Origin of the sequence: Nonomuraea turcica (assembly GCF_030718205.1) — a bacterium.
Taxonomy (GTDB): Bacteria; Actinomycetota; Actinomycetes; order Streptosporangiales; family Streptosporangiaceae; genus Nonomuraea.
This window is the reverse complement of the sequence record NZ_JAUZQF010000020.1, coordinates 48,677-69,900: the sequence shown is the minus strand read 5'-3', so window position 1 is coordinate 69,900 and position 21,224 is coordinate 48,677. Positions and strand designations below refer to the sequence as shown.

The 21,224-nt window shown below is 68.8% G+C and carries 20 protein-coding genes, 1 tRNA gene and 1 pseudogene; 12 read left to right on the top strand and 10 right to left on the bottom strand.

Annotated elements, in window-relative coordinates:
• Positions 1–48 precede the first annotated feature (48 nt).
• Complete coding sequence (locus tag Q9G87_RS41375) at positions 49–771, top strand: hypothetical protein (RefSeq protein ID WP_305922063.1); 723 nt, start codon at positions 49–51, stop codon at positions 769–771.
• An 8-nt stretch (positions 772–779) separates the two neighbouring features.
• On the opposite strand, the gene Q9G87_RS41370 is transcribed toward Q9G87_RS41375, so the two are convergent.
• Positions 780–1,331: an AAA family ATPase gene (locus Q9G87_RS41370; protein ID WP_305922062.1), complete on the bottom strand. Its 552-nt coding sequence runs from the start codon at positions 1,329–1,331 to the stop codon at positions 780–782.
• A 226-nt stretch (positions 1,332–1,557) separates the two neighbouring features.
• Positions 1,558–2,160, bottom strand: a complete 603-nt coding sequence (gene coaE, locus Q9G87_RS41365) for a dephospho-CoA kinase (RefSeq protein ID WP_305922061.1) — start codon at positions 2,158–2,160, stop codon at positions 1,558–1,560.
• Positions 2,161–2,207: 47 nt separating this feature from the next.
• Here coaE and Q9G87_RS41360 point away from each other — a divergent pair.
• Positions 2,208–2,348: pseudogene (locus tag Q9G87_RS41360) on the top strand (Clp protease N-terminal domain-containing protein); the annotation flags it as partial.
• Positions 2,349–2,781: 433 nt separating this feature from the next.
• Here Q9G87_RS41360 and Q9G87_RS41355 read toward each other — a convergent pair.
• From Q9G87_RS41355 to polA, 5 genes are all read right to left on the bottom strand, one after another.
• Positions 2,782–3,255, bottom strand: a complete 474-nt coding sequence (locus Q9G87_RS41355; RefSeq protein ID WP_305922234.1) for a GNAT family N-acetyltransferase — start codon at positions 3,253–3,255, stop codon at positions 2,782–2,784.
• An 85-nt stretch (positions 3,256–3,340) separates the two neighbouring features.
• On the bottom strand, positions 3,341–4,477 hold the full coding sequence (locus tag Q9G87_RS41350; RefSeq protein WP_305922060.1) for an epoxide hydrolase family protein: 1,137 nt from the start codon (positions 4,475–4,477) through the stop codon (positions 3,341–3,343).
• Between the two features lie 214 nt (positions 4,478–4,691).
• The gene (gene rpsA / locus Q9G87_RS41345; RefSeq protein ID WP_305922059.1) at positions 4,692–6,179 is read right to left on the bottom strand and encodes a 30S ribosomal protein S1; all 1,488 of its coding nucleotides are present in this window, start codon (positions 6,177–6,179) and stop codon (positions 4,692–4,694) included.
• A gap of 192 nt (positions 6,180–6,371) precedes the next feature.
• Positions 6,372–7,466: a polysaccharide deacetylase family protein gene (locus Q9G87_RS41340; RefSeq protein WP_305922058.1), complete on the bottom strand. Its 1,095-nt coding sequence runs from the start codon at positions 7,464–7,466 to the stop codon at positions 6,372–6,374.
• 180 nt (positions 7,467–7,646) lie between these two features.
• Positions 7,647–10,337: a DNA polymerase I gene (gene polA, locus Q9G87_RS41335; RefSeq protein ID WP_305922057.1), complete on the bottom strand. Its 2,691-nt coding sequence runs from the start codon at positions 10,335–10,337 to the stop codon at positions 7,647–7,649.
• A gap of 104 nt (positions 10,338–10,441) precedes the next feature.
• Here polA and Q9G87_RS41330 point away from each other — a divergent pair, with 104 nt between their 5' ends.
• The 6 genes from Q9G87_RS41330 to Q9G87_RS41305 all read left to right on the top strand — a co-directional run bounded on the left by Q9G87_RS41330 (position 10,442) and on the right by Q9G87_RS41305 (position 15,793).
• Positions 10,442–10,813: a PaaI family thioesterase gene (locus Q9G87_RS41330; protein ID WP_305922233.1), complete on the top strand. Its 372-nt coding sequence runs from the start codon at positions 10,442–10,444 to the stop codon at positions 10,811–10,813.
• Positions 10,814–11,290: 477 nt separating this feature from the next.
• On the top strand, positions 11,291–12,580 hold the full coding sequence (locus Q9G87_RS41325) for a branched-chain amino acid ABC transporter permease (RefSeq protein ID WP_305922056.1): 1,290 nt from the start codon (positions 11,291–11,293) through the stop codon (positions 12,578–12,580).
• A 16-nt stretch (positions 12,581–12,596) separates the two neighbouring features.
• Positions 12,597–13,595 carry a branched-chain amino acid ABC transporter permease gene (locus Q9G87_RS41320; protein ID WP_305922055.1) on the top strand — a complete coding sequence of 333 codons (999 nt, stop codon included), beginning with the start codon at positions 12,597–12,599 and terminating at the stop codon, positions 13,593–13,595.
• A gap of 4 nt (positions 13,596–13,599) precedes the next feature.
• The gene (locus Q9G87_RS41315; protein WP_305922054.1) at positions 13,600–14,523 is read left to right on the top strand and encodes an ABC transporter ATP-binding protein; all 924 of its coding nucleotides are present in this window, start codon (positions 13,600–13,602) and stop codon (positions 14,521–14,523) included.
• A complete protein-coding gene (locus Q9G87_RS41310; protein WP_371825905.1) occupies positions 14,520–15,314 on the top strand; it encodes an ABC transporter ATP-binding protein in 795 nt (264 codons plus the stop codon). Before Q9G87_RS41315 ends, Q9G87_RS41310 begins: the two co-directional genes overlap by 4 nt.
• Positions 15,315–15,376: 62 nt before the next feature.
• Entirely contained in the window at positions 15,377–15,793 is a 417-nt protein-coding gene (locus Q9G87_RS41305; RefSeq protein ID WP_305922053.1) for a hypothetical protein, read from the top strand.
• A 51-nt stretch (positions 15,794–15,844) separates the two neighbouring features.
• On the opposite strand, the gene Q9G87_RS41300 is transcribed toward Q9G87_RS41305, so the two are convergent.
• Positions 15,845–17,143 (bottom strand): ABC transporter substrate-binding protein, encoded by a 1,299-nt coding sequence (locus tag Q9G87_RS41300; RefSeq protein ID WP_305922052.1) that lies wholly within the window; start codon positions 17,141–17,143, stop codon positions 15,845–15,847.
• Between the two features lie 185 nt (positions 17,144–17,328).
• Here Q9G87_RS41300 and Q9G87_RS41295 point away from each other — a divergent pair, with 185 nt between their 5' ends.
• Positions 17,329–18,171 carry a hypothetical protein gene (locus Q9G87_RS41295; protein ID WP_305922051.1) on the top strand — a complete coding sequence of 281 codons (843 nt, stop codon included), beginning with the start codon at positions 17,329–17,331 and terminating at the stop codon, positions 18,169–18,171.
• Between the two features lie 69 nt (positions 18,172–18,240).
• Here the strand turns inward: Q9G87_RS41295 and Q9G87_RS41290 are convergent, their stop codons facing one another.
• Complete coding sequence (locus Q9G87_RS41290) at positions 18,241–18,825, bottom strand: ANTAR domain-containing response regulator (protein WP_305922050.1); 585 nt, start codon at positions 18,823–18,825, stop codon at positions 18,241–18,243.
• A gap of 109 nt (positions 18,826–18,934) precedes the next feature.
• Here Q9G87_RS41290 and Q9G87_RS41285 point away from each other — a divergent pair.
• Positions 18,935–19,017: transfer RNA gene (locus Q9G87_RS41285), tRNA-Leu, on the top strand.
• A 30-nt stretch (positions 19,018–19,047) separates the two neighbouring features.
• On the opposite strand, the gene Q9G87_RS41280 is transcribed toward Q9G87_RS41285, so the two are convergent.
• Positions 19,048–19,776, bottom strand: coding sequence for an SDR family NAD(P)-dependent oxidoreductase (locus Q9G87_RS41280; protein ID WP_305922049.1), 729 nt, complete (start codon positions 19,774–19,776; stop codon positions 19,048–19,050).
• Between the two features lie 71 nt (positions 19,777–19,847).
• Here Q9G87_RS41280 and Q9G87_RS41275 point away from each other — a divergent pair, with 71 nt between their 5' ends.
• Positions 19,848–20,681 carry a LysR family transcriptional regulator gene (locus Q9G87_RS41275; protein ID WP_305922048.1) on the top strand — a complete coding sequence of 278 codons (834 nt, stop codon included), beginning with the start codon at positions 19,848–19,850 and terminating at the stop codon, positions 20,679–20,681.
• A 77-nt stretch (positions 20,682–20,758) separates the two neighbouring features.
• Positions 20,759–21,181 carry a pyridoxamine 5'-phosphate oxidase family protein gene (locus Q9G87_RS41270; RefSeq protein ID WP_305922047.1) on the top strand — a complete coding sequence of 141 codons (423 nt, stop codon included), beginning with the start codon at positions 20,759–20,761 and terminating at the stop codon, positions 21,179–21,181.
• Positions 21,182–21,224: the final 43 nt, after the last annotated feature.

Genomic DNA, 21,224 nt, shown 5'->3' with positions numbered 1-21,224 from the left:
CCCCGGCGCGGGAGCGACTGTGGAAAGATCCATGTCCAGGTCGTTTCGGTGGCGTCGAGCATCGCGAAGGGGATCACGTATGCCTACCTGCCGGAAGCCGCGCTCGTGACCGGCAAGCGGGATTCCGAGCCCGGCTCAGTGGTCGTCGCCGAGCCGGGCTCAGAGGCCTGGCCGGTCGTGGCCGGCGAGCGGGAGTCAGCGGGCCGGAGGCGGACCGTCAAGATCGCGGTCGTGCTGGTCGGCGTGGTCAACCTGGTCGTGGCGGGGATCCTGATCGGGATCCCCGGGTTCAGGACGACGCTGGACCGCGTTCCCACCCCGGCCGGTGATCGCGGCACGCCTCCCGCGGCGGCCCTGAGCCGCAGTCCCGCCGCCACCCCGGCCCCGACCTCCGGCCCTCCCGACGCGAGCACCCGGATCTCCAGCACCCCGGCCCTCGCCGCCCCGGACTCCACCCCAGCCGCCGCCCCGGACTCCGCCGGCGCCACGACCTCCGGCATCCCGGACACGCCCGGCGCCGTCCAGCCGCAGGGCGCCCGTGCGACGCGGACCCGGGAACCACGGCCGCGCCCGATCCGCCCGCGAGCGGTCCGCCCCAAGAAGCCGGTCGTGATCCGGCACACGGACGAGGTGGTCGCGAGCAGCTCCACGACCCCGTCGGCCACCCCGGCCACCGAACCGCCGATCTCCCCTTCCGCCCCGGCCGCTCAGCGCCGCACGGGGCAACTGCCCGGCCAGGCAATGCTGGACGATGGGACCGCATCCGGCTGAGGCGCGCTTCAGAGGCCGGCGAGCTGGGAGATCACGGTACGGATCGCGGTCACCCGGTCGGGCAGCGGCCCGGCGGGGACGTCGATGAGGCGGTAGCCGAATGCGCGGTAGGTCTGCTCGTGGAGGCGTTCGAACGTCAGGGAGTCTTCGAAGCTGATCCGGCGGGCCTCGGTCGGCTCGCAGAAGCCGAGATTGCGGATGAAGAACACATTCCGGTCGTAGATCTGCTCTCGCGTGATCCTCTCGATCTCCGTGGACAGGGCCGAGGAGATCGAGTGCCCGACAAAGGTGCTGAGAGCGTGCGTGCAGATGGGCGAGCGGTCGAAGAACTGCACGCACGACTCGGAAGTGATCGACTGCATCTGCCACCGTCGTTGCACGGCCACGATCGCGTCGATGAAGGACGGCCGGGTCCACGGCTCGGCGACGCCGCGCGCCTGCTCGTCCGCGATGGCCGCCGTGGCCGCCTCCTCGACCGTCGCGTATCCGAGGGCCGCCAGACACCGCAGGATCGTGGTCTTGCCGGCACCTGGGGTGCCGGTGAGGATGTAGCGCTTCATCGTCGTCTGATCGCCTTTCTGATCACACCGGAACGATCTTGCTTATGAGCGCACGCGGACGCGGCAGGGTAGATCACCTGGGATTTGTCGGTGGATTCCACGAGCGTCCGGGGCAAGCCGGCACGCGGTCGGGGCGCGGTCCGGAGCGCGGTTGGGGCGCGGTTGGGGCGCGGTCCGGAGCGCGGTCGGAGCGCGCAAAAGGGATGGGATCGCAGACGGTTCGCGGTCAGCCGCGGGCGGCGCGCCGGCGCAGGTCCTCCCACACCTCGCTCACCCGCATGTCCAGCTCCTCCAGCGAGCCCTCGTTCGGGACCACGATATCCGCGACGGCCAGCCGCTCCTCCCGGCTCGCCTGCGCCGCGATGCGGGCCTTGGCGTCGGACTCGGCCATCCCCCGGTGCTCGGCCAGCCGCCTGATCCGCACGCCGTCGGCCGCGTCCACCACGATGACCACGTCGTACATCGGGGCCAGCTTGTTCTCGGCCAGCAGCGGCACGTCGTACACGACGATCGCGTCATCGGCCGCCGCACCCTGCAGCTGCGCCACCCGCTCCCCCACCAGGGGATGGACGATCGCGTTGAGCGCCGCCAGCCGCTCGGAGTCGGCGAAGACGATCGACCCCAGCTTCTCCCGGTTGAGCGAGCCGTCGGGACGGAGCACCTCTTCCCCGAACGCGGCCACCACCCGCGCCAGGCCGACCGTGCCGGGCTCGACCACCTCGCGCGCGATCTTGTCGGCGTCGATCACGACGGCACCCCTGGCCGCGAGCCGCTTGGACACCTCGCTCTTACCGGAGCCGATGCCGCCGGTGAGCCCAATCTTCAACACCGGGAAAGCCTATCCACCAATGTCGCATACGGGGTCATCATCGACGTATGACGACCACGATCGTAGGGGCGGCGCACGACCAGGCCACGGCGGTCGGCGACGACTGGGTGGGGCCGCCGCACATCGTGCTGGCCCTGCTGGCCGTCGACTCGATCGCCGCCCACGTACTCGCCGAGGCCGGGCTCGATCGGGCGCGGGCGCTGGAGTGCCTGCCGCGCCGCCGCACGAGGCCCGGACACGGCGCGGGCGGCTTCGCCAACCCCGCCTTCCACAAGCTGTACGGCATGGCCACCGGCCTGGCGCTGGCCGCCGGGGACCGGAGCCCGGCACCCGAGCACTGGCTGCTCGCGCTGGCGTACGAGGCGCAGAACAGGGAGGCGACGCCGCTCCACATGTTCGGCCTGGACCCGGCACGGGTGGTCGAGGCACTGCGCGAGCACGGCGTGCGGGTGCCGCCGATCGACCCACCCGTGTACGTGCCGTGGCGGGGCCGGCACCAGATCGTCGTGCCCGCGTCCAGGCTTCAGCCGGTGCTCGACCGGCTCAACGCCCAGCATCCGGCGGGTTCGGAGTGGCGGTGGGGCTGGAACTGGGTCGACGACGACATGGGCCGCGCCATGATCATTGCTGAGGAGGGGATCGATCTGGCCGCGGCCTGCGCAGGTGAACCATCGTCAGATGATCGTCCATCCGCTCACGGTGCGTCTCCCGATAGCCCAGGCGGCGGTAGAGCCGCAGATTGACCTCCGACAGGTGCCCGGTGAACAGGTCGAACGCCGTGGCCTCCGGCAGCTCTTCGTGCAGCGCGCTCAGCAGGGCCGTGCCCAGCCCTTGGCCCTGCCGGTCGGGGGCGACGACAAGGCGACCGACCAGGCAGGTGGTGCCGGACACCTGCCCGCGTACGGCGCCGACGATCCGGCCGGCGTCGAGCGCCTTGAGCACGACGGCGGTCTCGATGACCTTCCGCAGCTGCTCCAGCGACTCCACGAGCGGCAGGATGTAAGGGTCGCCGTAGAGCTGGGCCTCGCTCACGTACGCCGCCCGCTGCACGGTGAGGATCTCCCCCGCGTCCGCCGCCACCGCCCGTTCGATCATCACGCGCAGCACCCTACCCGTTCGGCGTGGCCGCGGCGGGCATGTCGGCCGCGTCAACCGCCAAGAAGGATCGGGCACACCTCGGTTACCCAATAATCCGGAAAAATGCCCGGATGCCCTCCACCAGCGAGTCCGGAGCCGCCATGGCCACCATGTGACTGGAGGAATGGGCATCCCCCCAGTAAACGATGTTGTTCTTGCGCTCGGCGATCCGCCGCAGCAGCGCCGGGCCGCCATGGGTCGCCCCGGTCGGCACCGCGGTCTGGTCGATCGGCATGCCGGCCGCGCCCTCGTAATACGTCCACGACGACGAGCCACCGGTCCCCGTCAGCCAGTACACGCTCGCGTTCGTCAGCACCAGGTCGCGATCGATGGGCTCGTCCTGCGATCCCCACCCGTCGAACTCCTTGAACCGCTCGACCAGGTAGGCCAGCTGCGCCACCGGCGAGTCCGCGAACCCGTAGGCCAGCGTCTGCGGCCGGGCGGCGAGATACGGCCCATAGCCGCTCCCGCCCGCCATCCGCTCGGCCAGTTCCTTGAGCTCGGCCAGCTCCTCCTCGCTTGCCCCCTCCAGCTCGGCGGGGTCGCCGGTGGGGATGCCGAGGCCGGCTGTGATGACCGCGCCGGCCAGGTGTTCATGGTCCAGCACGGCCAGTTGCGGCGTCACCAGCGCTCCGGCGTCGTTGCCGTGCGCGCCGTACCGGTCGTACCCGAGCCTGCGCATCAGTTCGGCCCACGTGCGTGCCACCCGCTCGATGCTCCACGGCCGCCCGTCGGCAGGCTCGGGGAACGGCGAGAACGCGAACCCGGGCAGCGACGGCGCGACGACATGGAAGGCCATGGCGGGGTCGAGCCCGTGGCCACGGGGGTCGGTGAGCGGGCCGATGACGTCGAGCAACTCGGCGACGGAGTTCGGCCAGCTGTGCGTGATGATCAGCGGCACCGCGTCCGGCTCCGGAGAGCGTACGTGCAGGAAGTGGATCGACTGCCCGTCGATCTCGGTGGTGAACTGCGGGAAGGCGTTCAGCTTGGCTTCCTGGGCCCGCCAGTCGAACCCGTCGGCCCAGTACGCGGCCAGCTCGCGCAGATACTCCACCGGCACGCCACGGCTCCACCCTCCGCCCGGCAACTGGCCGGCCCATCTGGTCCGCCGCAGTCGTTCCTTCAGGTCTTCTAGGTCGGCCTGGGGGATCTCGATGCGGAAACGCTTGATCTCATCCATGCGTACGACGTTAAAGTCGAAAGCGGCAAGGTTCCTTCCGCATTTCCCGCGCGATCGCCCGCCGCACAACGCGCCCCTACGCCGCCACCGGACGCATGCCAAGCGGCCCAGCGCCGCCACCCAACGCGGATGAGCCCAGCGCCGTCGCCGGGCGAGCATGCCAAAAGGCCCCGCACGGCGAACCGTGCGGGGCCTCAGGAAGGGGCTAGATGCCTTAGCTCTGGCCGCCCGCGAGCTTCTCGCGCAGGGCCGCAAGCGCCTCGTCAGAGGCGAGCGCGCCGCTGGCGGGAGCCGACGACGAGGTGCCGCCGCCCTGCTGGGGCTGGGTCTCGCCGCTGTAGGTCGAAGGAGCAGCCTCGCCCGCCTCGGCCTCGGCCTTGCGGGCCTCCTCGATCTGCTTCTTGTGAGCCTCGAAGCGCTGCTGGGCCTCGGCGTACTGCCGCTCCCACTCCTCGCGCTGCTTGTCGAAGCCCTCGAGCCACTCCCCGGTCTCCGGGTCGAAGCCCTCGGGGTAGATGTAGTTGCCCTGGTCGTCGTAGGTCGCCGCCATGCCGTAGAGCGTCGGGTCGAACTCGACCTCGGTCCCGACACCCTCGTTGGCCTGCTTCAGCGAGAGGCTGATGCGACGGCGGTCGAGGTCGATGTCGATGATCTTGACGAAGATCTCGTCGCCGACCTGGACGACCTGCTCCGGGATCTCCACGTGGCGCTCGGCCAGCTCGGAGATGTGGACCAGACCCTCGATGCCCTCCTCGACCCGGACGAACGCACCGAACGGCACCAGCTTGGTGACGCGGCCCGGCACGACCTGGCCGATCTGGTGGGTGCGGGCGAACTGCTGCCACGGGTCTTCCTGGGTGGCCTTGAGCGACAGGGAGACGCGCTCGCGCTCCATGTCGACGTCGAGGACCTCGACCGTGACCTCCTGGCCGACTTCGACGACCTCGGACGGGTGGTCGATGTGCTTCCAGGACAGCTCGGACACGTGGACCAGGCCGTCGACCCCACCGAGGTCGACGAAGGCGCCGAAGTTGACGATCGAGGAGACGACGCCCTTGCGGACCTGACCCTTCTGGAGGGTGTTGAGGAACGTCTGGCGAACCTCGGACTGCGTCTGCTCGAGCCAGGCGCGGCGCGACAGGACCACGTTGTTGCGGTTCTTGTCGAGCTCTATGATCTTGGCTTCGAGCTCGCGGCCGACGTAGGGCTGCAGGTCGCGGACCCGGCGCATCTCGACCAGGGAGGCCGGCAGGAAGCCGCGCAGCCCGATGTCGAGGATGAGGCCGCCCTTGACGACCTCGATGACGGTGCCGGTGACGATGCCGTCCTCGTCCTTGATCTTCTCGATCGTGCCCCAGGCGCGCTCGTACTGGGCGCGCTTCTTGGACAGGATCAGCCGGCCCTCCTTGTCCTCCTTCTGGAGAACCAGGGCCTCGACATGTTCGCCGACCTCCACGACGTCAGCCGGATCGACATCGTGCTTGATCGAAAGCTCGCGCGAGGGGATGACACCCTCGGTCTTGTAGCCGATATCGAGAAGGACCTCGTCTCGATCGACCTTGACGACGGTGCCCTCAACAATGTCACCGTCGTTGAAGTACTTGATGGTCTCGTCGATCGCGGCGAGGAAGGCTTCCTCGGACCCGATGTCGTTGACCGCTACCTGCGGGGTGCTCGAGGTGGCCTCAGTGCTGGACGTCATGTGTGGAATTGCTCCGAACGCGGACAGGATGTCGATGTGGCGGATGCGCGGCAGGCCCTCTTCCGCATCAAGCCGAGGAATTACGACATCGACGTGACCGAGCGCGAGCCCGCTCCGTCTGAGGCGCGCGCGAGCCCACAGCGCAGCGATCAGCATATGAGACCTGGGGCACGGGGTCAATCCGGGGAGAGGTCAATAGACGATGACCTGGAGCCCTCGCTTGGCGACGATATTACCCTGAAGTTCCTCCGGCATGGAGATCCGGTCAGGGTCTCCATCGGAGACGTAACGCTCGCCAGGGTGCTTGTCCAGCCATTCCAGCCAGTATTGCGAGCACCACTTGCGGCACTCGCCTGCCTTGCCGTTGCTCTGGATCCGCTGGATCGCCCCTCGATCGAAATTTTTCGCGTAGGGCGAAAGCGACGGCTCGGCTCCGGCGAGGAACACGCCGGAGAAATCATACCGGCTGCCATCCCAAGATCCGGTCCGCGCCGCCTTCTTGTCGCGGGGTAACGCCCCGTACGGCAGCGCCATGGTCGTGGACGACGGCGCGCCGAGCTTCTTGAACAGCCGCTCGAGGCGGACGATCTGCTCGCGGACCCGCTTCCTCTTGAGCGCGCGCAGGTTGGCGTGACCCCAGGTGTGGTTGGCCACCTCGTAGCCGTGCTCGGTCAGCCACCGTAAGGCGGCCGCCTGAGAGGCGTGGTCGCGCAGCCCGAACGGCTCCTTGTTGACCCAGAACGTGGCGACCGGCCGGAACCCCGGATAACGGGCGGCCACGTCCTGGATGACGGCCACGGCCGTGTCCGGAGCGGGGTTGCCGTTCACGTCCAGCGCGAAGTGGCTGGGATGCCCGTCGTCGAACGTCAGCACCACCGGGAACTTGCCCGCCGGCACGTGAATGTCGCCGGCGGCGAACTCCGCGGCGGTGATCGGCACGTAACCCCTCTTCGCCAGCTTCTCCAGCTCCTTCATGAGCTGGTCGGGCGTGCGGTCAAGGGAGGCCATCCGCTTGCGGAGGAGCCGGTGGTACATCAGGACCGGCACTTTCCCTAACTCGTTGGCCCCCACCTGCCTGGCGAACTCGGGCGTGGCCACGATCCCAGGGGGCTGGCCGACCGGGGTCAGGGTGGGCGCCGGGACGGTGTCCTGCGGCTTGGCGCCGGCCTGTGGCTTGGCGTGCGGCCGGGCTCCGGTCGGCAGGAGGCTCAGCCCGATGATCGCCACGGTGACCACGACGACGTTCGCGAGGCCGATGATCCTCGTGAGGGACGCTGATACCCGCACAGAACTCCCGTGCCGCTCGGGGGAAAAGACACTCCAGGGTAGTGGAGATCCCCATAGGGCCGCGCCCGCGAGCGCCCGCGCGGACGGCCAGCGCCCGGCGTCGCGGGCCGACCCTCGTGAGCGCTCGCGAAGGTCAGCGCCCGTCCGCGCGGGGCCGGCCCTCGTGAGCGCCCGCGGAGGTCAGTGCCCGGCGTCCTCCCACGTGCGCCCGACGCCCACGGAGACCTCCAGCGGCACCCGCAGGTGATAGGCGGCGTTCATCTGGTCGCACACGAGCTGTTTGAGCTGCTCCAGCTCCCCTGGCGCCACCTCGAACACGAGCTCGTCGTGAACCTGGAGCAACATCCTGGAGGCCAGCCTCTCCTCGCGGATCGCCTGGTGCACGTGGAGCATGGCGACCTTGATGATGTCGGCCGCCGAGCCCTGGATGGGGGCGTTGAGCGCCATCCGCTCGGCCATCTCGCGGCGCTGGCGGTTGTCGCTGGTGAGGTCGGGCAGGTAGCGGCGGCGGCCCATGATCGTCTCGGTGTAGCCGTCGGTGCGCGCCTGGGCCACGATCGCGTGCAGGAAGTCGCGTACGCCGCCGAACTCCTGGAAGTATTCCTCCTTCAGCGCCCGCGCCTCGGCCACCGGGATGTTGAGCTGCGCGGACAGCCCGAAGTCGGACAGCCCGTAGGCCAGGCCGTAGTTCATGGCCTTGATGCGGGCCCGCAGGTCGCCGTCGATCTGCTCGGGCGGCAGGTCGAACACGCGGGCCGCGGTGGCCTGGTGGAAGTCGTGCCCGGACTCGAAGGCGGCGATCAGCGACTCGTCGCCCGACAGGTGGGCCATGATCCGCAGCTCGATCTGGCTGTAGTCGGCCGTCAGCAGCGTCTCGTAGCCCTCGCCGACCACGAAGCCCTGCCGGATGCGGCGGCCCTCGGCGGTGCGGATCGGAATGTTCTGCAGGTTGGGCTTCTCCGAGGAGAGCCGGCCGGTGGCGGCGATGATCTGGTTGAACGTCGTGTGGATGCGCCCGTCGTCGCCGACCTCCTTGATCAACCCTTCCACCGTGGTGCGCAGCTTCTGCTGGTCGCGGTGGCGCAGCATGATCGTGGGCAGCTCGTGGTCGGTCTGGGTGGCGAGCCAGGCGAGCTGGTCGGCGTCGGTGCTGTAGCCGGTCTTGATCTTCTTGGTCTTGGGCAGGTTGAGCTTGACGAAGAGGATCTCCTGCAGCTGCTTGGGCGAGCCCAGGTTGAACTGCTCGCCGACGGCGCGGTGCGCCTCCTCCACCGCGTGTTTGACCGCGGCGCCGAACTCGGCCTCCAGGCCGGCGAAGTATTCGCTGTCGACGGCGATGCCCGCGCGCTCCATCTCGGCCAGCACGCTCAGCAGCGGCAGCTCAACCTCACCGAGCAGGTGGGTGCCACCGCGCCCGGCGAGGAAGCGCTCCAGGGCCTCGGCCAGCTCCCGCACGGCGTGAGCGCGCAACGCGAGGTCCTTGGCGGGGGCGTCCTCGTCGTCGCCGAACAGCGCCGCCTGCCCGTGGGACTCCTCCTCGGCCCGCAGGTCGCGGTTGAGGTAGCGGCGGGCCAGGTCCTCCAGCGCGAACGTGCGCTGCCCCGGCATCGCCAGATAGGCGGCCAGGGCGGTGTCACAGCCGAGGCCGCGCAGCTCCATGCCCTGCGCCCACAGGGCCAGGATGGGCCCCTTGGCGTCGTGGACGGCCTTGGGCTTGGTCTCGTCGGCCAGCCAGGCCCGCAGGGCGGCCTCGTCGGCCTCAGTGAGCTTGACGGGGTCGATGTGGGCGGCGGTGCCGGTGGGCGAGGCGATGGCGATGGCGTCGATGCGCCCGGTGCCGCTGCCGTAGACGCCCTTGACGGCGAGCCCGGCGCGGCCCTCGGGCAGCGCGGCCAGCCAGCCGGCCACCCGGTCGGGGCCGAGCAGCACGGTCTCGACCTCGAACCCCTGGTCGGGCTCCTGCTCGCCGGTGCCGAGCACCTTGAACACGCGCTCACGCAACTCGCCGCGGATCTGCAGGGTGTCGAACAGCTTGTTGATCTCCTCGCGCTCCCAGGTGCCCTGCTGGAGGTCCTCGAGCTCGGCCTCCAGCGGGACGTCGCGCAGCAGCTCGGTGAGCCGCCGGTTCATCAGCACCTGGGCGACGTGCTCGCGCAGCTTGTCGCCGACCTTGCCCTTGACCTCGTCGACCCGGTCGACGAGTGCGGTCAGCGAGCCGAACTCGCGCACCCACTTGGCCGCGGTCTTCTCCCCCACGCTGGGGATGCTCAGCAGGTTGTCACTGGGGTCGCCGCGCAGGGCCGCGAAGTCCGGATATTGCGCCGGGGTCAGGCCGTATTTCTCCTCGACCGCCTCGGGCGTGAACCTCGTCATGTCGCTGATGCCGCGCCGGGTCATCAGGACGGTGACCTTGTCGTCGACGAGCTGCAGCGCGTCACGGTCGCCGGTGACGATGAGGACGCTCATCCCCTGCGCGGAGGCGCGGGTGGCGAGCGTGGCGATGAGGTCGTCGGCTTCGAACCCGGCCTTGGACAGGCGCGGGATGCGCAGCGTGTCGAGCAGCTCGAAGATGAGCTGCATCTGCCCGCGGAAGTCCTCGGGCGTCTCGCTCCTGTTGGCCTTGTAGTCGGAGTATTCCTCATGACGGAAGGTCGGCTCCGACCTGTCGAAGGCCACCGCCACATGGGTCGGCTGCTCGTCGCGCAGGACGTTGGTCAACATCGAGGTGAACCCGTAGACCGCCTCGGTGTGCTGACCGTCGGTGGTCATGAGGTTGGCGTCCTTGAGCGCGAAAAAGGCGCGGTAGGCCAGCGAATGCCCGTCGAGCAGCAACAGGCATGGGCGGTTGGGGGTCACTTCACTCTTCGGCACACCCGCAGCCTAGTCTGCGACTGCGACAGAAAACCTGAGCTCGGAAGAGTGGAGACGTCCCTTTGACGCAGACCAACCCCCAGGATCTCCTTGTGCTGAGCGACATGCACGACGGCACGCTGGCCCAGCGCATGGGGATCGAGTTCCTCGAAGCCGGGCCTGAGCGGGTCGTGGGCCGGATGCCGGTGGACGGCAACACACAGCCGTACGGGCTGCTGCACGGCGGCGCCTCGGCAGTCCTCGCCGAGACGCTGGGCTCGGTGGCCGCGGCCATCCACGCCGGTCCCGACCGCCTCGCGCTGGGCATCGAGATCAACGCCACCCACCACCGCGCGGCCTCCTCGGGGTACGTCACGGGCGTCGCCACCAGGTTGCACGGCGGCCGCACGCTGGCGACGTACGACATCGAGATCACCGATGAGCAGGGGCGACGCGTGTGCACCTCCCGCCTCACCTGCCTGCTGCGGGACCGCTGACCCTGCGGTCACTTCAGTGGATCCTTTGCGCTGCGCCCCCGTGGGTCGCTACGGTTGTCCGGACGGGCGAGCCTGCGGGGAGGCCCAGTAGATAACGTGTATCGGCCCGCGCCTGCGGGGATGCTCCCGTGAGCCCGCGCGGAGGCCCAGTGGATCATGTGTTGGCTCCGCGCAAGCGGGATGTTCCGCCCTACACGGCCCCAAAGGCCACCCCGTGGGCTCGTCCATGTTTTCGTAAAATCGTTACTGATCTGTCTCTGCGAAGCGCCAGGCGTCTCCCCCTATGTAGCCCCTGACCTGGCGTGTTGTTTCCTCACATGAGTGACACACAGTTGTCACTAATTGGTGACGAACGATACTGAACCGGGCGTCACCGGATTAGGCTCCCGCCATTGCATCCCAGTTGTGCCTGCGATGCGCGCGTGTCGAGATGGAGGGGCACAACCCCGCCTTGACCTAACTTTTGAGGGAGCACCATTGCGCAGAGCCGTGATCGCGTTCACGGCCTTCCTGGGTGGACTCGTCTTCCTGCTGGCCGGACCCGCCCACGCGGGTCCCGCCGACTGCCAGGGACTGAGGGGAACACTCAAACTCCAAGGCCAGCCAGTGAACGGCGCCAAAATCTCGGTGGCCACCGAGGGCGGACAACCCGTCAAGGAGGTCACCACCAACGCTCAAGGCACTTGGGACGTTCAGCTAGAGGACCCGGGCAAGTACAAGGTCACCCTGGATCCGAGCACCCTTCCGCAGAACGCCGAGGTGCGCGGCGGCAGCAACGTCCGCACGCCGACCGTCTATGAGGGCAACTGCTCCACGGTCCTGTTCGCCCTCCAGCCCAAGACGGCCCCGGGCCAGCAGCCGCAGGACGACACCGGCGGCAGCACGTTCTGGACGCAGGCCGCACAGCTGACCTTCGAGGGACTCAACCTCGGCCTCATCATCGCCCTGGCCGCGCTCGGTCTGTCGCTCATCTACGGCACGACCGGCCTGACCAACTTCGCCCACGGCGAGCTGGTCACGCTCGGCGCGCTCCTCGCCTACGCGTTCAACGTGGGCTTCGGGCTCCATCTGATACCCGCCGCGTTGATCGCGGTCGTGGTGGCCGGGGGGCTCGGATACGGCCAGGACCGCCTGTTCTGGGGCCAGCTGCGCAGGCGCGGCACCGGCACCATCGCCATGATGATCATCTCGATCGGCGTGGCGCTCTTCATGCGTTACGCGTTCCTGATCTTCTTCGGGGGCCAGACCGAGGCTTACGCGCAGTACACCGCGCAGCCGGGCATCGAGGTCGGGCCGATCTCCGCCGCCCCCAAGAACTTCTACGCCATGGGCATCGAGTTGGCTGTTCTGGTCGTCGTCGGCTTCGCGTTGATGCGCACCCGGACCGGCAAGGCGGCTCGCGCCGTGGCCGACAACCCCGCTCTCGCGGCCTCGTCCGGCATCAACGTCGACCGGGTGATCAGGATCATCTGGACCGTGGGCGCCGCCATCGCCGCGCTGGCCGGCATCATGCTCGGGCTCTCGCAGAACCTGAAGTACACGATGGGCCAGGACATCCTCCTGCTCATCTTCGCCGGCGTGACGCTCGGCGGCCTCGGCACCGCTTTCGGCGCCCTGGTCGGCTCGCTCGTGGTGGGCCTGTTCATCCAGGTCTCCACGCTGTGGGTGCCGCCGGAGCTCAAGAGCGTCGGCGCGCTGGCAGTGCTCATCATCGTGCTCCTCGTCCGGCCGCAGGGCATCCTGGGCCGCCGCGAGCGGATCGGCTGATCGGGGGAGGATCAGAATGGACTGGATCACGATCTTCAGCACCACCATCAAGGCCGCCATCGGCGTGGAGACGGTGCTCTACGGACTCGCCGCCATCGGCATCAACATCCACTTCGGCTACACCGGCCTGCTCAACTTCGGCCAGGCCGCGTTCATGGGCGTGGCCGGCTACGGGCTCGCCGTCACCGTCACCGTCCTGGGCCTGCCCTTCTGGATCGGCATCGCCATCGGCATCGCGGCCGCGGTGCTCCTGGCGATCATCATGGGCATACCGACGCTGCATCTGCGCGCCGACTACCTAGCCATCGTCACCATCGCGGTGGCCGAGATCATCCGGCTCGTCTTCCGCTCGGTGCAGTTCAAGAGCGTCTTCGGCGGCTCCGACGGACGGCGCGGCTTCTCCGACGGGTTCTACGCACTGAACCCCTTCCCCGAAGGGGACTATGGCTTCAACCTCGGCCCGGTGCCGATCTTCTTCCCCCACTGGCAGCTGTGGGTGATACTCGTCGGCTGGGTGCTGATCGCCCTGTGCTGTGGCATCGTCTACCTGCTGATGAAGAGCCCATGGGGCCGCGTGCTCAAGGCCATCCGCGAGGACGAGGACGCCGTGCGCAGCCTCGGCAAGAACGTCTTCTCGTACAAGATGCAGTCGCTCATCCTGGGCGGCGTCGTCGGCTGTCTCGGCGGCTTCGTGTACGGCCTGGCCTTCGGCTCGGTCCAGCCGGACATCTTCGGCACCGAGACCACGTTCTTCCTCTACACGATGGTCATCCTGGGCGGCGCCGCCCGCGTCCTCGGCCCCATCGTCGGGTCGATGATGTTCTGGGTGCTGCTCGTCCTGGTCTACGGCATCCTGACCGAGGCGGTCGCCGCCGGGTACATCACCTTCATGGACACCAGTCAGGTCGGTGCGTTCCGGTACATCTTCGTCGGTCTCGGCCTCATCCTGTTGCTCGTCTTCCGGCCACAGGGCATCTTCGGTGACAAGAGGGAGATAGCAATCGATGCACGCTGAAGCCATGACCACCGACCGCAAGGCCGCCGCGCTGGCCGTCTTCAAGGACCTGGCCCGCGAGCCCGGAGTGCCCAAGCCGGACCCGATCCTGGTGGTGGACAACGTGGTGCGCCGGTTCGGCGGCCTGACCGCCGTCGAGGTGAACCACGTCGAGATCCAACGCGGCTCCATCACCGCGCTGATCGGGCCCAACGGAGCGGGCAAGACCACGTTTTTCAACCAGCTCACCGGCTTCGACACGGCCGACTCCGGCTCGTGGACGTTCAACGGGCGCTCCATGAGCGGCGTGCCCGCGCACAAGGTGGCCCGCTCGGGCATGGTGCGCACCTTCCAGCTCACCAAGGCGCTGTCCAGGCTGACGGTGCTGGAGAACATGCGCCTGGGCGCCCAGCAGCAGAAGGGCGAGACCTTCTGGCGAGCCCTCGTGCCGAGCTTCTGGCGCGGGCAGGAGGACGAGATCACGGAGCGGGCCGAAGAACTGCTGGCCCGGTTCAAGCTCGACGCCAAGCGCGACGACTTCGCCGGATCGCTGTCCGGCGGCCAGCGCAAGCTGCTGGAGATGGCCCGCGCGCTCATGGTGCAGCCCGAGCTGGTCATGCTCGACGAGCCCATGGCCGGCGTCAACCCGGCGCTGACCCAGTCGCTGCTCGGCCACGTCAAGGACCTGCGTGAGCAGGGCATGACGGTGCTGTTCGTCGAGCACGACATGGACATGGTCCGCGACATCAGCGACTGGGTGGTCGTCATGGCGCAGGGTGCGGTCATCGCCGAGGGCCCGCCGTCGACGATCATGTCCGACGAACGTGTGATCGACGCCTACCTGGGGGCGCACCACGACGCGCCCCTGTCGGACACCGAGCTCGAGGCTCAGCTGCACGAGGCTGAGGCGGCGCTGGAGGCCGAGATCGAAGAGGAGACGCAGAAGTGAACGCCGCAGAGCCTGCCGCCCAGTCGAAGGCGGCCGTCACCGACCGCAGCGCCCACCTGGAGGGCGCCGAGAACGCCGTGCTGCGGTGCGACGAGCTGATCGCCGGCTACCTGCCGGGCGTCAACATCCTCAACGGCTCCGACCTCTACGTCAAAGACGGCGAGCTGATCGGCATCATCGGCCCCAACGGCGCCGGGAAGTCGACGCTACTCAAGGCCATGTTCGGGCTGGTCAACATCCGCAGCGGCACGGTGCTGCTCAAGGGTGAGAACATCACGAACATGAAGGCGCACTCGCTGGTCTCGCGCGGCGTCGGCTACGTCCCCCAGAACAACAACGTCTTCCCCAGCCTCACCATCGAGGAGAACCTCGAGATGGGCGCCTTCCAGGTGCCCGCGAAGTTCAAGGAGCGCTTCGAGTTCGTCGCCGAGCTGTTCCCCGCGCTCAAGGAGCGGCGCAAGCAGCGCGCCGGCTCCCTGTCCGGCGGTGAGCGGCAGATGGTCGCGATGGCCCGGGCACTCATGACCGAGCCGTCGGTGCTGCTGCTCGACGAGCCGTCCGCCGGCCTGTCCCCCAAGCTGCAGGACCTGGTGTTCCTCCAGGCCCAGCAGATCAACAAGGCGGGCGTCACGGTGATCATGGTGGAGCAGAACGCACGCCGCTGCCTGCAGATCTGCCACCGCGGCTACGTCCTCGACCAGGGCCGCAACGCCTACACCGGCACCGGGCGGCAGCTCGCCAACGACCCCAAGGTCATCGAGCTGTACCTCGGCACGCTGGCCAAGGCGTAAATCCCGATCGATACGGCGAAGGGGCTCCCCAGGGGCCCCTTCGCCGTTTTTTAATGAGCGCTGTGAAACGTTTAGCGGCAGTCGCGCTCATGTTGCCCGTCCTGCTCGTCGGCTGCCAGGACGACGAGTCCCCCCGGAAGCAGACAGGGGCGCAGCAGTACAGCACCGGCGGAGACCCCGCCGACAGCCCCTGCGCCCGCGTCGTCTCCGCCATCGGGTACGCCGGCCTCATGCTGGAGCCGAGGGGCCAGGAGGACCGGCAACACTTCGAGGACGCCCTGATCGGCCGCCTGGCGGAGGCCCGCGGCATCACGCTGCAGTTCGGCGACCGGTTGCCCGGCTCGCTCAGCGGGGCCGTGGAGACCGTCAAGACGACGACCGCGGGGCTGTCCAGGAACGACGTGCCACGTGCGCGGCAGGTGGCACTGCTGAAGCGGTACCGGGCGGCCGCCGACCGGATCGTGGCGGGCTGCGAATAGCGAAGGGCCCGGCCGTGGCGGCCGGGCCCTGTTGCTTGCTGCTGGCGTGTACTAGCCGGCGATGTTGCCGGTGCGGTACTCGAGCGCCTTGGTGGCGTACTTGTTGTCCGCGCCGTACTGGTAGATGCCGATGGTGGCGACGGCCGGGTCACCGGCGTCGTTGAACTCGACCGGGCCGCTCACGCCGTCGTAGTCGAAGTCCTTACCGGCCTTCAGCAGGTCGACGCACTCCTTGAAGCTCTTGCACTTGTCGCCGCCCTTGCTGACCTCCGCCAGCTTGGCCGCGATGTCGACGCCCGCGTCGCTCTTGGCGGCCTCGGCGGCCAGCGCGATCAGGTTGGCCGCGTCGTAGGACTCGGGGGCGTAGCTGAAGTCCTCGAGCTTGGGGTTCACCTCGCGGAGCTTCGTCTGGAAGTCCTCCGGAGCCGCGGCACCGGGGATGGTTCCCTTGACGCCGTCAAGGGTGCCCTTGGGCATCTTGAGGTAGTTGGTGTTGGACGTGTTGCCGTCAACCATGTACCACTTGTGCTTGTCGGCCGGCAGGCCCTGCTTGACCAGCTCCTGCACCACCTTGGCGGTCTCCTCGAACCCGATCAGGACGATGCCCTTGGGGTTCTTCGCCTTGAGCTTGGCCACGTCGGCCGAGAAGTCGGCGGCCTTCGGGTCGTAGTCCACGCGCTCGACCACTTCGGCGCCGCCGTCGGTGACGGTCTTCTGCACCTGGTCGGCCAGGCCCGTGCCGTAGGAGTCCTGCATCGCCATGATGCCGACCGTGTCGTTGCCGTCGGCCACGATGAGGTCACCCAGCACGCGGCCCTGCAGCTTGTCCGGCGGCGACGTGCGGAAGAACAGGTTCTTGTCCGCGACCGTAGTCAGCTCGTCGGAGGTGTTGGCCGGCGAGAAGTGCACCACGCCCGCGCCCGTGATCTTGTCGATCACCGACAGCGACACCGACGATGACGCGGCGCCGATGATGGCGTCGGCCTTCTGCGCCAGCAGCTTGTCGACCGACTGCGAGGCGATGTTCGTGGTCGTGTCGCCAGAGTCCGTGTCGAACTTGGCGACCGGCTTGCCGAGCACGCCACCGGCCTCGTTGATCTCCTTGAGCGCCAGGTCGACCCCGGCGAACTCGGGCGGGCCGAGGAAGGCGAGCGAACCGGTCTGGGGCAGCAGCGTGCCGAGGGTAAGAGTGCCATCACCCTTCGCCGCGGGTGCCGATGAGGCGGGGGCCGCAGAACTTGGCGAAGTCTGCGTGGCGGTGTCGCCGCCGCCACCGCCGCAGGCTGTCAGGGCGAGGCTGGTGGCAGCCACGACAGCCAGCGCCCGCCCCACGGGAGCAATGCGGATCATGAAGTGTCTCCTTCAATCAGTTCGGGATCCCTCAGCACCGCTGAGCGTTCCCGATCGAATAACGGAAACGTACAAAACGTTGCGTGTTCCAACCAGATCCTGGGAGGAACTGTCGGCACTTGGATGCGGAGTCGTAATCAGTCCTCAACTTACGGACCTGGGCAAGGACGCTTAAAGTGCATCGAGTGAAGCGTTTTACCCGGGCTTTTGCCGTCGCCATGCTCGCCGCCGGTTGCTCCACGTCCGAGCCACCCTCGCCGCCTCCCGCCACACCGCCCGCCGGCGTATCTGTCTCACTGGTGCAGTGGCGCTCCGACGAACCATTGCACGCGATCCACGTAGCCGTCCGCAATACGACGAACACGCCAGTGTTTTTCGCCGACCTCCAACTGGTCACGCCCTCGTTCAAAACGCTCCCCGCACAAAAAACCGACGCCATCATCAAGCGGACGGAGCGTACGGACCTGCGCATCCCCTACGGCGCCGGCAACTGCCTGCCTCAGGGCCTGCCCGAGGTGCGCCCGGCCACGGTCGTGGCCCACCTCAGCACAGGCTCAGAACAGCCGCACAAGGTGGTCTTCAACGTCCCCCACCCCGACCCGCTGCTGGCCAGACTGCTGCGTGACGAATGCTCCGAATACCTGATCAAGCAGGTGGCCGGCATCGAGTTCGGCCCGGAATGGAAGCAGTCGGGCAAAGCCATGCTGGGCACGCTGGTGATCACCCGCCGCACCCCTGGCAAGGTGACACTGAGCGACATGGGTGGCACCACCCACTACATCGTCACGCCCGAACGGCGGCCGCTCGGGACGCTCGAGGCCGGCGCGCAGCGACTGGAGGTGCCTATCACGCTCACCCCGGGCCGCTGCGACGCACACGCCTTCGCCGAGGCCAAGAAGGCCTTCCTGTTCCCCGTGCGGGCCAGCGTCGACGGAGGCCAGGAACGCGTGGTCATCGTGACGCCGCCCCAGCCGGAGCGGGATCGCCTCATCAAGTGGGCGGCCAAGGTGTGCGGCCTGGAAGGCTGACCATCGGCCGGCCCCGGAGAACCGCAGCCGGCACCCGGTAGGAGCGGATCGCGGCCGCGACGACCCCGCTCAGCTCCGCTCGGCCGCGTCGTCTATAACGATCTGGGCAACCTCACGCATGCTCAACCGCCGGTCCATGGACGCCTTCTGAATCCACCGGAACGCCTGCGGCTCCGTCCAGCCGTGCTGCGTCATCAGCTGACCCTTCGCCCGCTCCACCAGCTTCCTCGTCTCCAGCCGCTCCGACAGGCTCGACACCTCGGCCGCCAGCGCGACCATCTCCTCGTGCCTGCTGACCGCCATCTCGATGGCCGGCACCAGATCCGCCTTCGTGAACGGCTTCACCAGATAGGCCATCGCCCCCGCGTCCCGCGCCCGTTCCACCAGGTCACGCTGGGAAAAAGCGGTCAGGATCAGGCACGGGGCGATCCGCTCCGCCACGATCCGCTCCGCCGCTGAGATGCCGTCGAGCACCGGCATCTTGACGTCCAGGATGACGAGGTCGGGCCTCAGCTCGGCGGCCAGCCGGATCGCCTGCTCACCGTCCCCGGCCTCGCCCACGACGACGTAGCCGTCCTCCTGGAGCATCTCCTTGAGGTCGAGGCGGATCAGGGCCTCGTCTTCCGCGATCACTACTCGCCGCTGCGTACTCACGAGCAGAAGAGTACCGACGTCCGGTACATTGGAGCCACGCTGGCGCCCTGCGGCTGATCAACATTGGCGGTGGGGTGTGCCAACGATCCGGACAAGTCCGGATTTTTCAGCCGGAATGATGGAATGGCAGACATGGACGCCTCAAAAGCGTCTGCTCGAAAGGGCGTGCGGGTTCGAATCCCGCTTCCGGCACCGTAGCGAGCCGCTCTACGTCGGCCCCACTCACCAGGGCACCGTTCCCGCGTCGTCGAAGAAGCCGCCCGTCGGCCCGTCCGGCGGCAAGGTGGCGAGCTTGACGATGACGGCGGCGCCCTCGGCAGCCGTGCGGGTGATCGGGAACGGCAGGTCCTTGGTGAAGTCGGTGGCGCAGGCGCCCGGGGCGGCGGCGTTGACGAGGATGCCGTCCTTGCTGAGCTCCTTGGCGTACTGGACGGTGAGCTGGTTGAGCGCGGTCTTGGACACCGGGTAGGTGGCGGAGGCCGGCAGGCCGGACATGTAGTGCTCGGGGTCGGTGTGGTGGCCGAGGGAGCCGACGCCGCTGGAGACGTTGACGATGCGGCCCGCGGGTGAGCGTCTGAGCAGGGGCAGCAGAGCATTGGTGACCATGAGGACGCCGATGACGTTCGTCTCGAACACCTCCCGCACGGTCGCCGCCGTCGTCGTGCTGGGAAGTCCGAGCAGCGGGCCGGAGATGCCGGCGTTGTTGACGAGCACGTCGAGACGGGGCAGGCCGGCGGCCGCGGCTTCGATCGTGGCCGGGTCGGTGACGTCGAGCACGATCGGCCGAACGTCGCCTCCGGCCGCGCGCAGCCGGGCGGCGGCCTGTTCGCCGCGCGTGCGGTCGCGGGAGCCGAGCAGCACGGTCATGCCCTTGGCCGCGAGTCCTGCGGCGACTTCGTATCCGATTCCCTTGTTGGCCCCGGTCACCAGGGCCGTGGTGTTGTCGGTCATGTCGGGAAGCACATCACCGGAGGTCGTCGCGAGGCCAACACCGGCTGGGTCGCGGGCAATACCCTGAGGGTATGGAGACGCGCGAGCTGGTCTACTTCCTGGCGGTCGCGGAGGAGCTGCATTTCGGGCGGGCGGCCGAAAGGCTGGGGATGGCGCAGCCGCCGTTGTCGCGGGCGATCCAGAAGCTGGAGCGGCGGCTGGGGGTGAGGTTGTTCGACCGGTCCAGTCGCGGGGTCTCGCTGACCGCGGCGGGCGAGGTGCTGGCCAGGGAGGCGGCCAAGGTCCTCGACGCGGCGGCCGCCGCGGCGGCGCGCACCCAGCGGGCCAGCCGTACGGAGCCCTGCTTGGTGGTGGCGCTGAAGCCGGGCGGGGATGGCGGGCTGCTGCCGGACATCCTGGAGGCGTACCGCGCTCATCCGGACGCCGTCGAGGTGGAGCTGGTGTTGTGCGGGGTGGCGGAGCGGGCGCGGCTGGTCCGCGACGGCACGGCGGACGTGGCGTTCCTGCACATCCCGTACGAGGACCTGGCAGGGTTCGACAGCGAGCCGCTCCGGGTGGAGGGCAGCGTCGCGATCGTCCCCCGAGGGCACCGGCTGACGGGGCGGGCGTTCGTGCGCGTGGCCGAGCTCGAGGCCGATCCGGCCCCTTTGTGGCCGAGGCAGCATGCGGACATCAACGATCCCGCGACGTTGATGCAGCTGGTCGCGCTGGGCCGGTTGATCGCGATGGCGCCGGAGTCGGTGACGCCTCACCTCGGGCGCGACCTCGTAGTCGTGCCGGTCCTGGACGGTCCGCCGACGACGGTGGTGCTGGCCTGGCCGGAGCGAACGCGGTCACGGGCGCTCGCGGCCTTCGTGCGCACGGCCTCGGCCGTCGCCGAACGCCTGTCCCCCGCGCCGGCCTGACGACGGGTGGCGGCTTTTCGGGACCGCTCCCACCGGGAATAGCCGACTGGAGATCAACGAATACGGGGGTGGGCGGGATGCCGTTGAGCGTGGCGGAGCGGGAGGCCTTCCTGGCGGAGCCGCACATCGCAGGCCTGGCGGTCGAGGCGGGCGAGGGCCGGGCGCCGCTGGCGGTGCCCGTCTGGTACGACTACAGCCCCGGCGGGGAGCTCCGCTTCCTGACGGACGGCGACTCGGTCAAGGCGAAGCTGATCGCGAAGGCGGGCCGGTTCTCGATGTTGGTCCAGCGGGTCAGCCCGACGTATCGGTACGTGTCAGTGGAGGGGCCTGTCGTGCGTACCGATCCCACGACGCTGGAGGACCTGACCCGCATCTCCGCCCGATACCTGCCGCCGGACGCGGCGGCGGGTTATGTGCAGGGCGCGGACCTGCACGCGCTCGTGACATTCGTGATGCGCCCGGAACGCTGGCTCTCGGCCGACCTGGGCGCCCTTGGCTGACCCACCCCCGGCCTGGTGCTCTCGGGTGAGCCGCGTACCGGTA

Bases quoted from the DNA above. Each gene is read 5' to 3' on its own strand.
- Q9G87_RS41330 (WP_305922233.1), top strand. From the start codon at position 10,442: ATGCACGACGGCACGCTGGCCCAGCGCATGGGGATCGAGTTCCTCGAA.
- Q9G87_RS41320 (WP_305922055.1), top strand. From the start codon at position 12,597: ATGGACTGGATCACGATCTTCAGCACCACCATCAAGGCCGCCATCGGC.
- Q9G87_RS41350 (WP_305922060.1), bottom strand. From the start codon at position 4,477: ATGGATGAGATCAAGCGTTTCCGCATCGAGATCCCCCAGGCCGACCTA.
- Q9G87_RS41370 (WP_305922062.1), bottom strand. From the start codon at position 1,331: ATGAAGCGCTACATCCTCACCGGCACCCCAGGTGCCGGCAAGACCACG.
- rpsA (WP_305922059.1), bottom strand. From the start codon at position 6,179: ATGACGTCCAGCACTGAGGCCACCTCGAGCACCCCGCAGGTAGCGGTC.
- Q9G87_RS41315 (WP_305922054.1), top strand. From the start codon at position 13,600: ATGACCACCGACCGCAAGGCCGCCGCGCTGGCCGTCTTCAAGGACCTG.
- Q9G87_RS41280 (WP_305922049.1), bottom strand. From the start codon at position 19,776: ATGACCGACAACACCACGGCCCTGGTGACCGGGGCCAACAAGGGAATC.
- Q9G87_RS41300 (WP_305922052.1), bottom strand. From the start codon at position 17,143: ATGATCCGCATTGCTCCCGTGGGGCGGGCGCTGGCTGTCGTGGCTGCC.
- Q9G87_RS41270 (WP_305922047.1), top strand. From the start codon at position 20,759: ATGCCGTTGAGCGTGGCGGAGCGGGAGGCCTTCCTGGCGGAGCCGCAC.
- Q9G87_RS41355 (WP_305922234.1), bottom strand. From the start codon at position 3,255: ATGATCGAACGGGCGGTGGCGGCGGACGCGGGGGAGATCCTCACCGTG.
- Q9G87_RS41275 (WP_305922048.1), top strand. From the start codon at position 19,848: ATGGAGACGCGCGAGCTGGTCTACTTCCTGGCGGTCGCGGAGGAGCTG.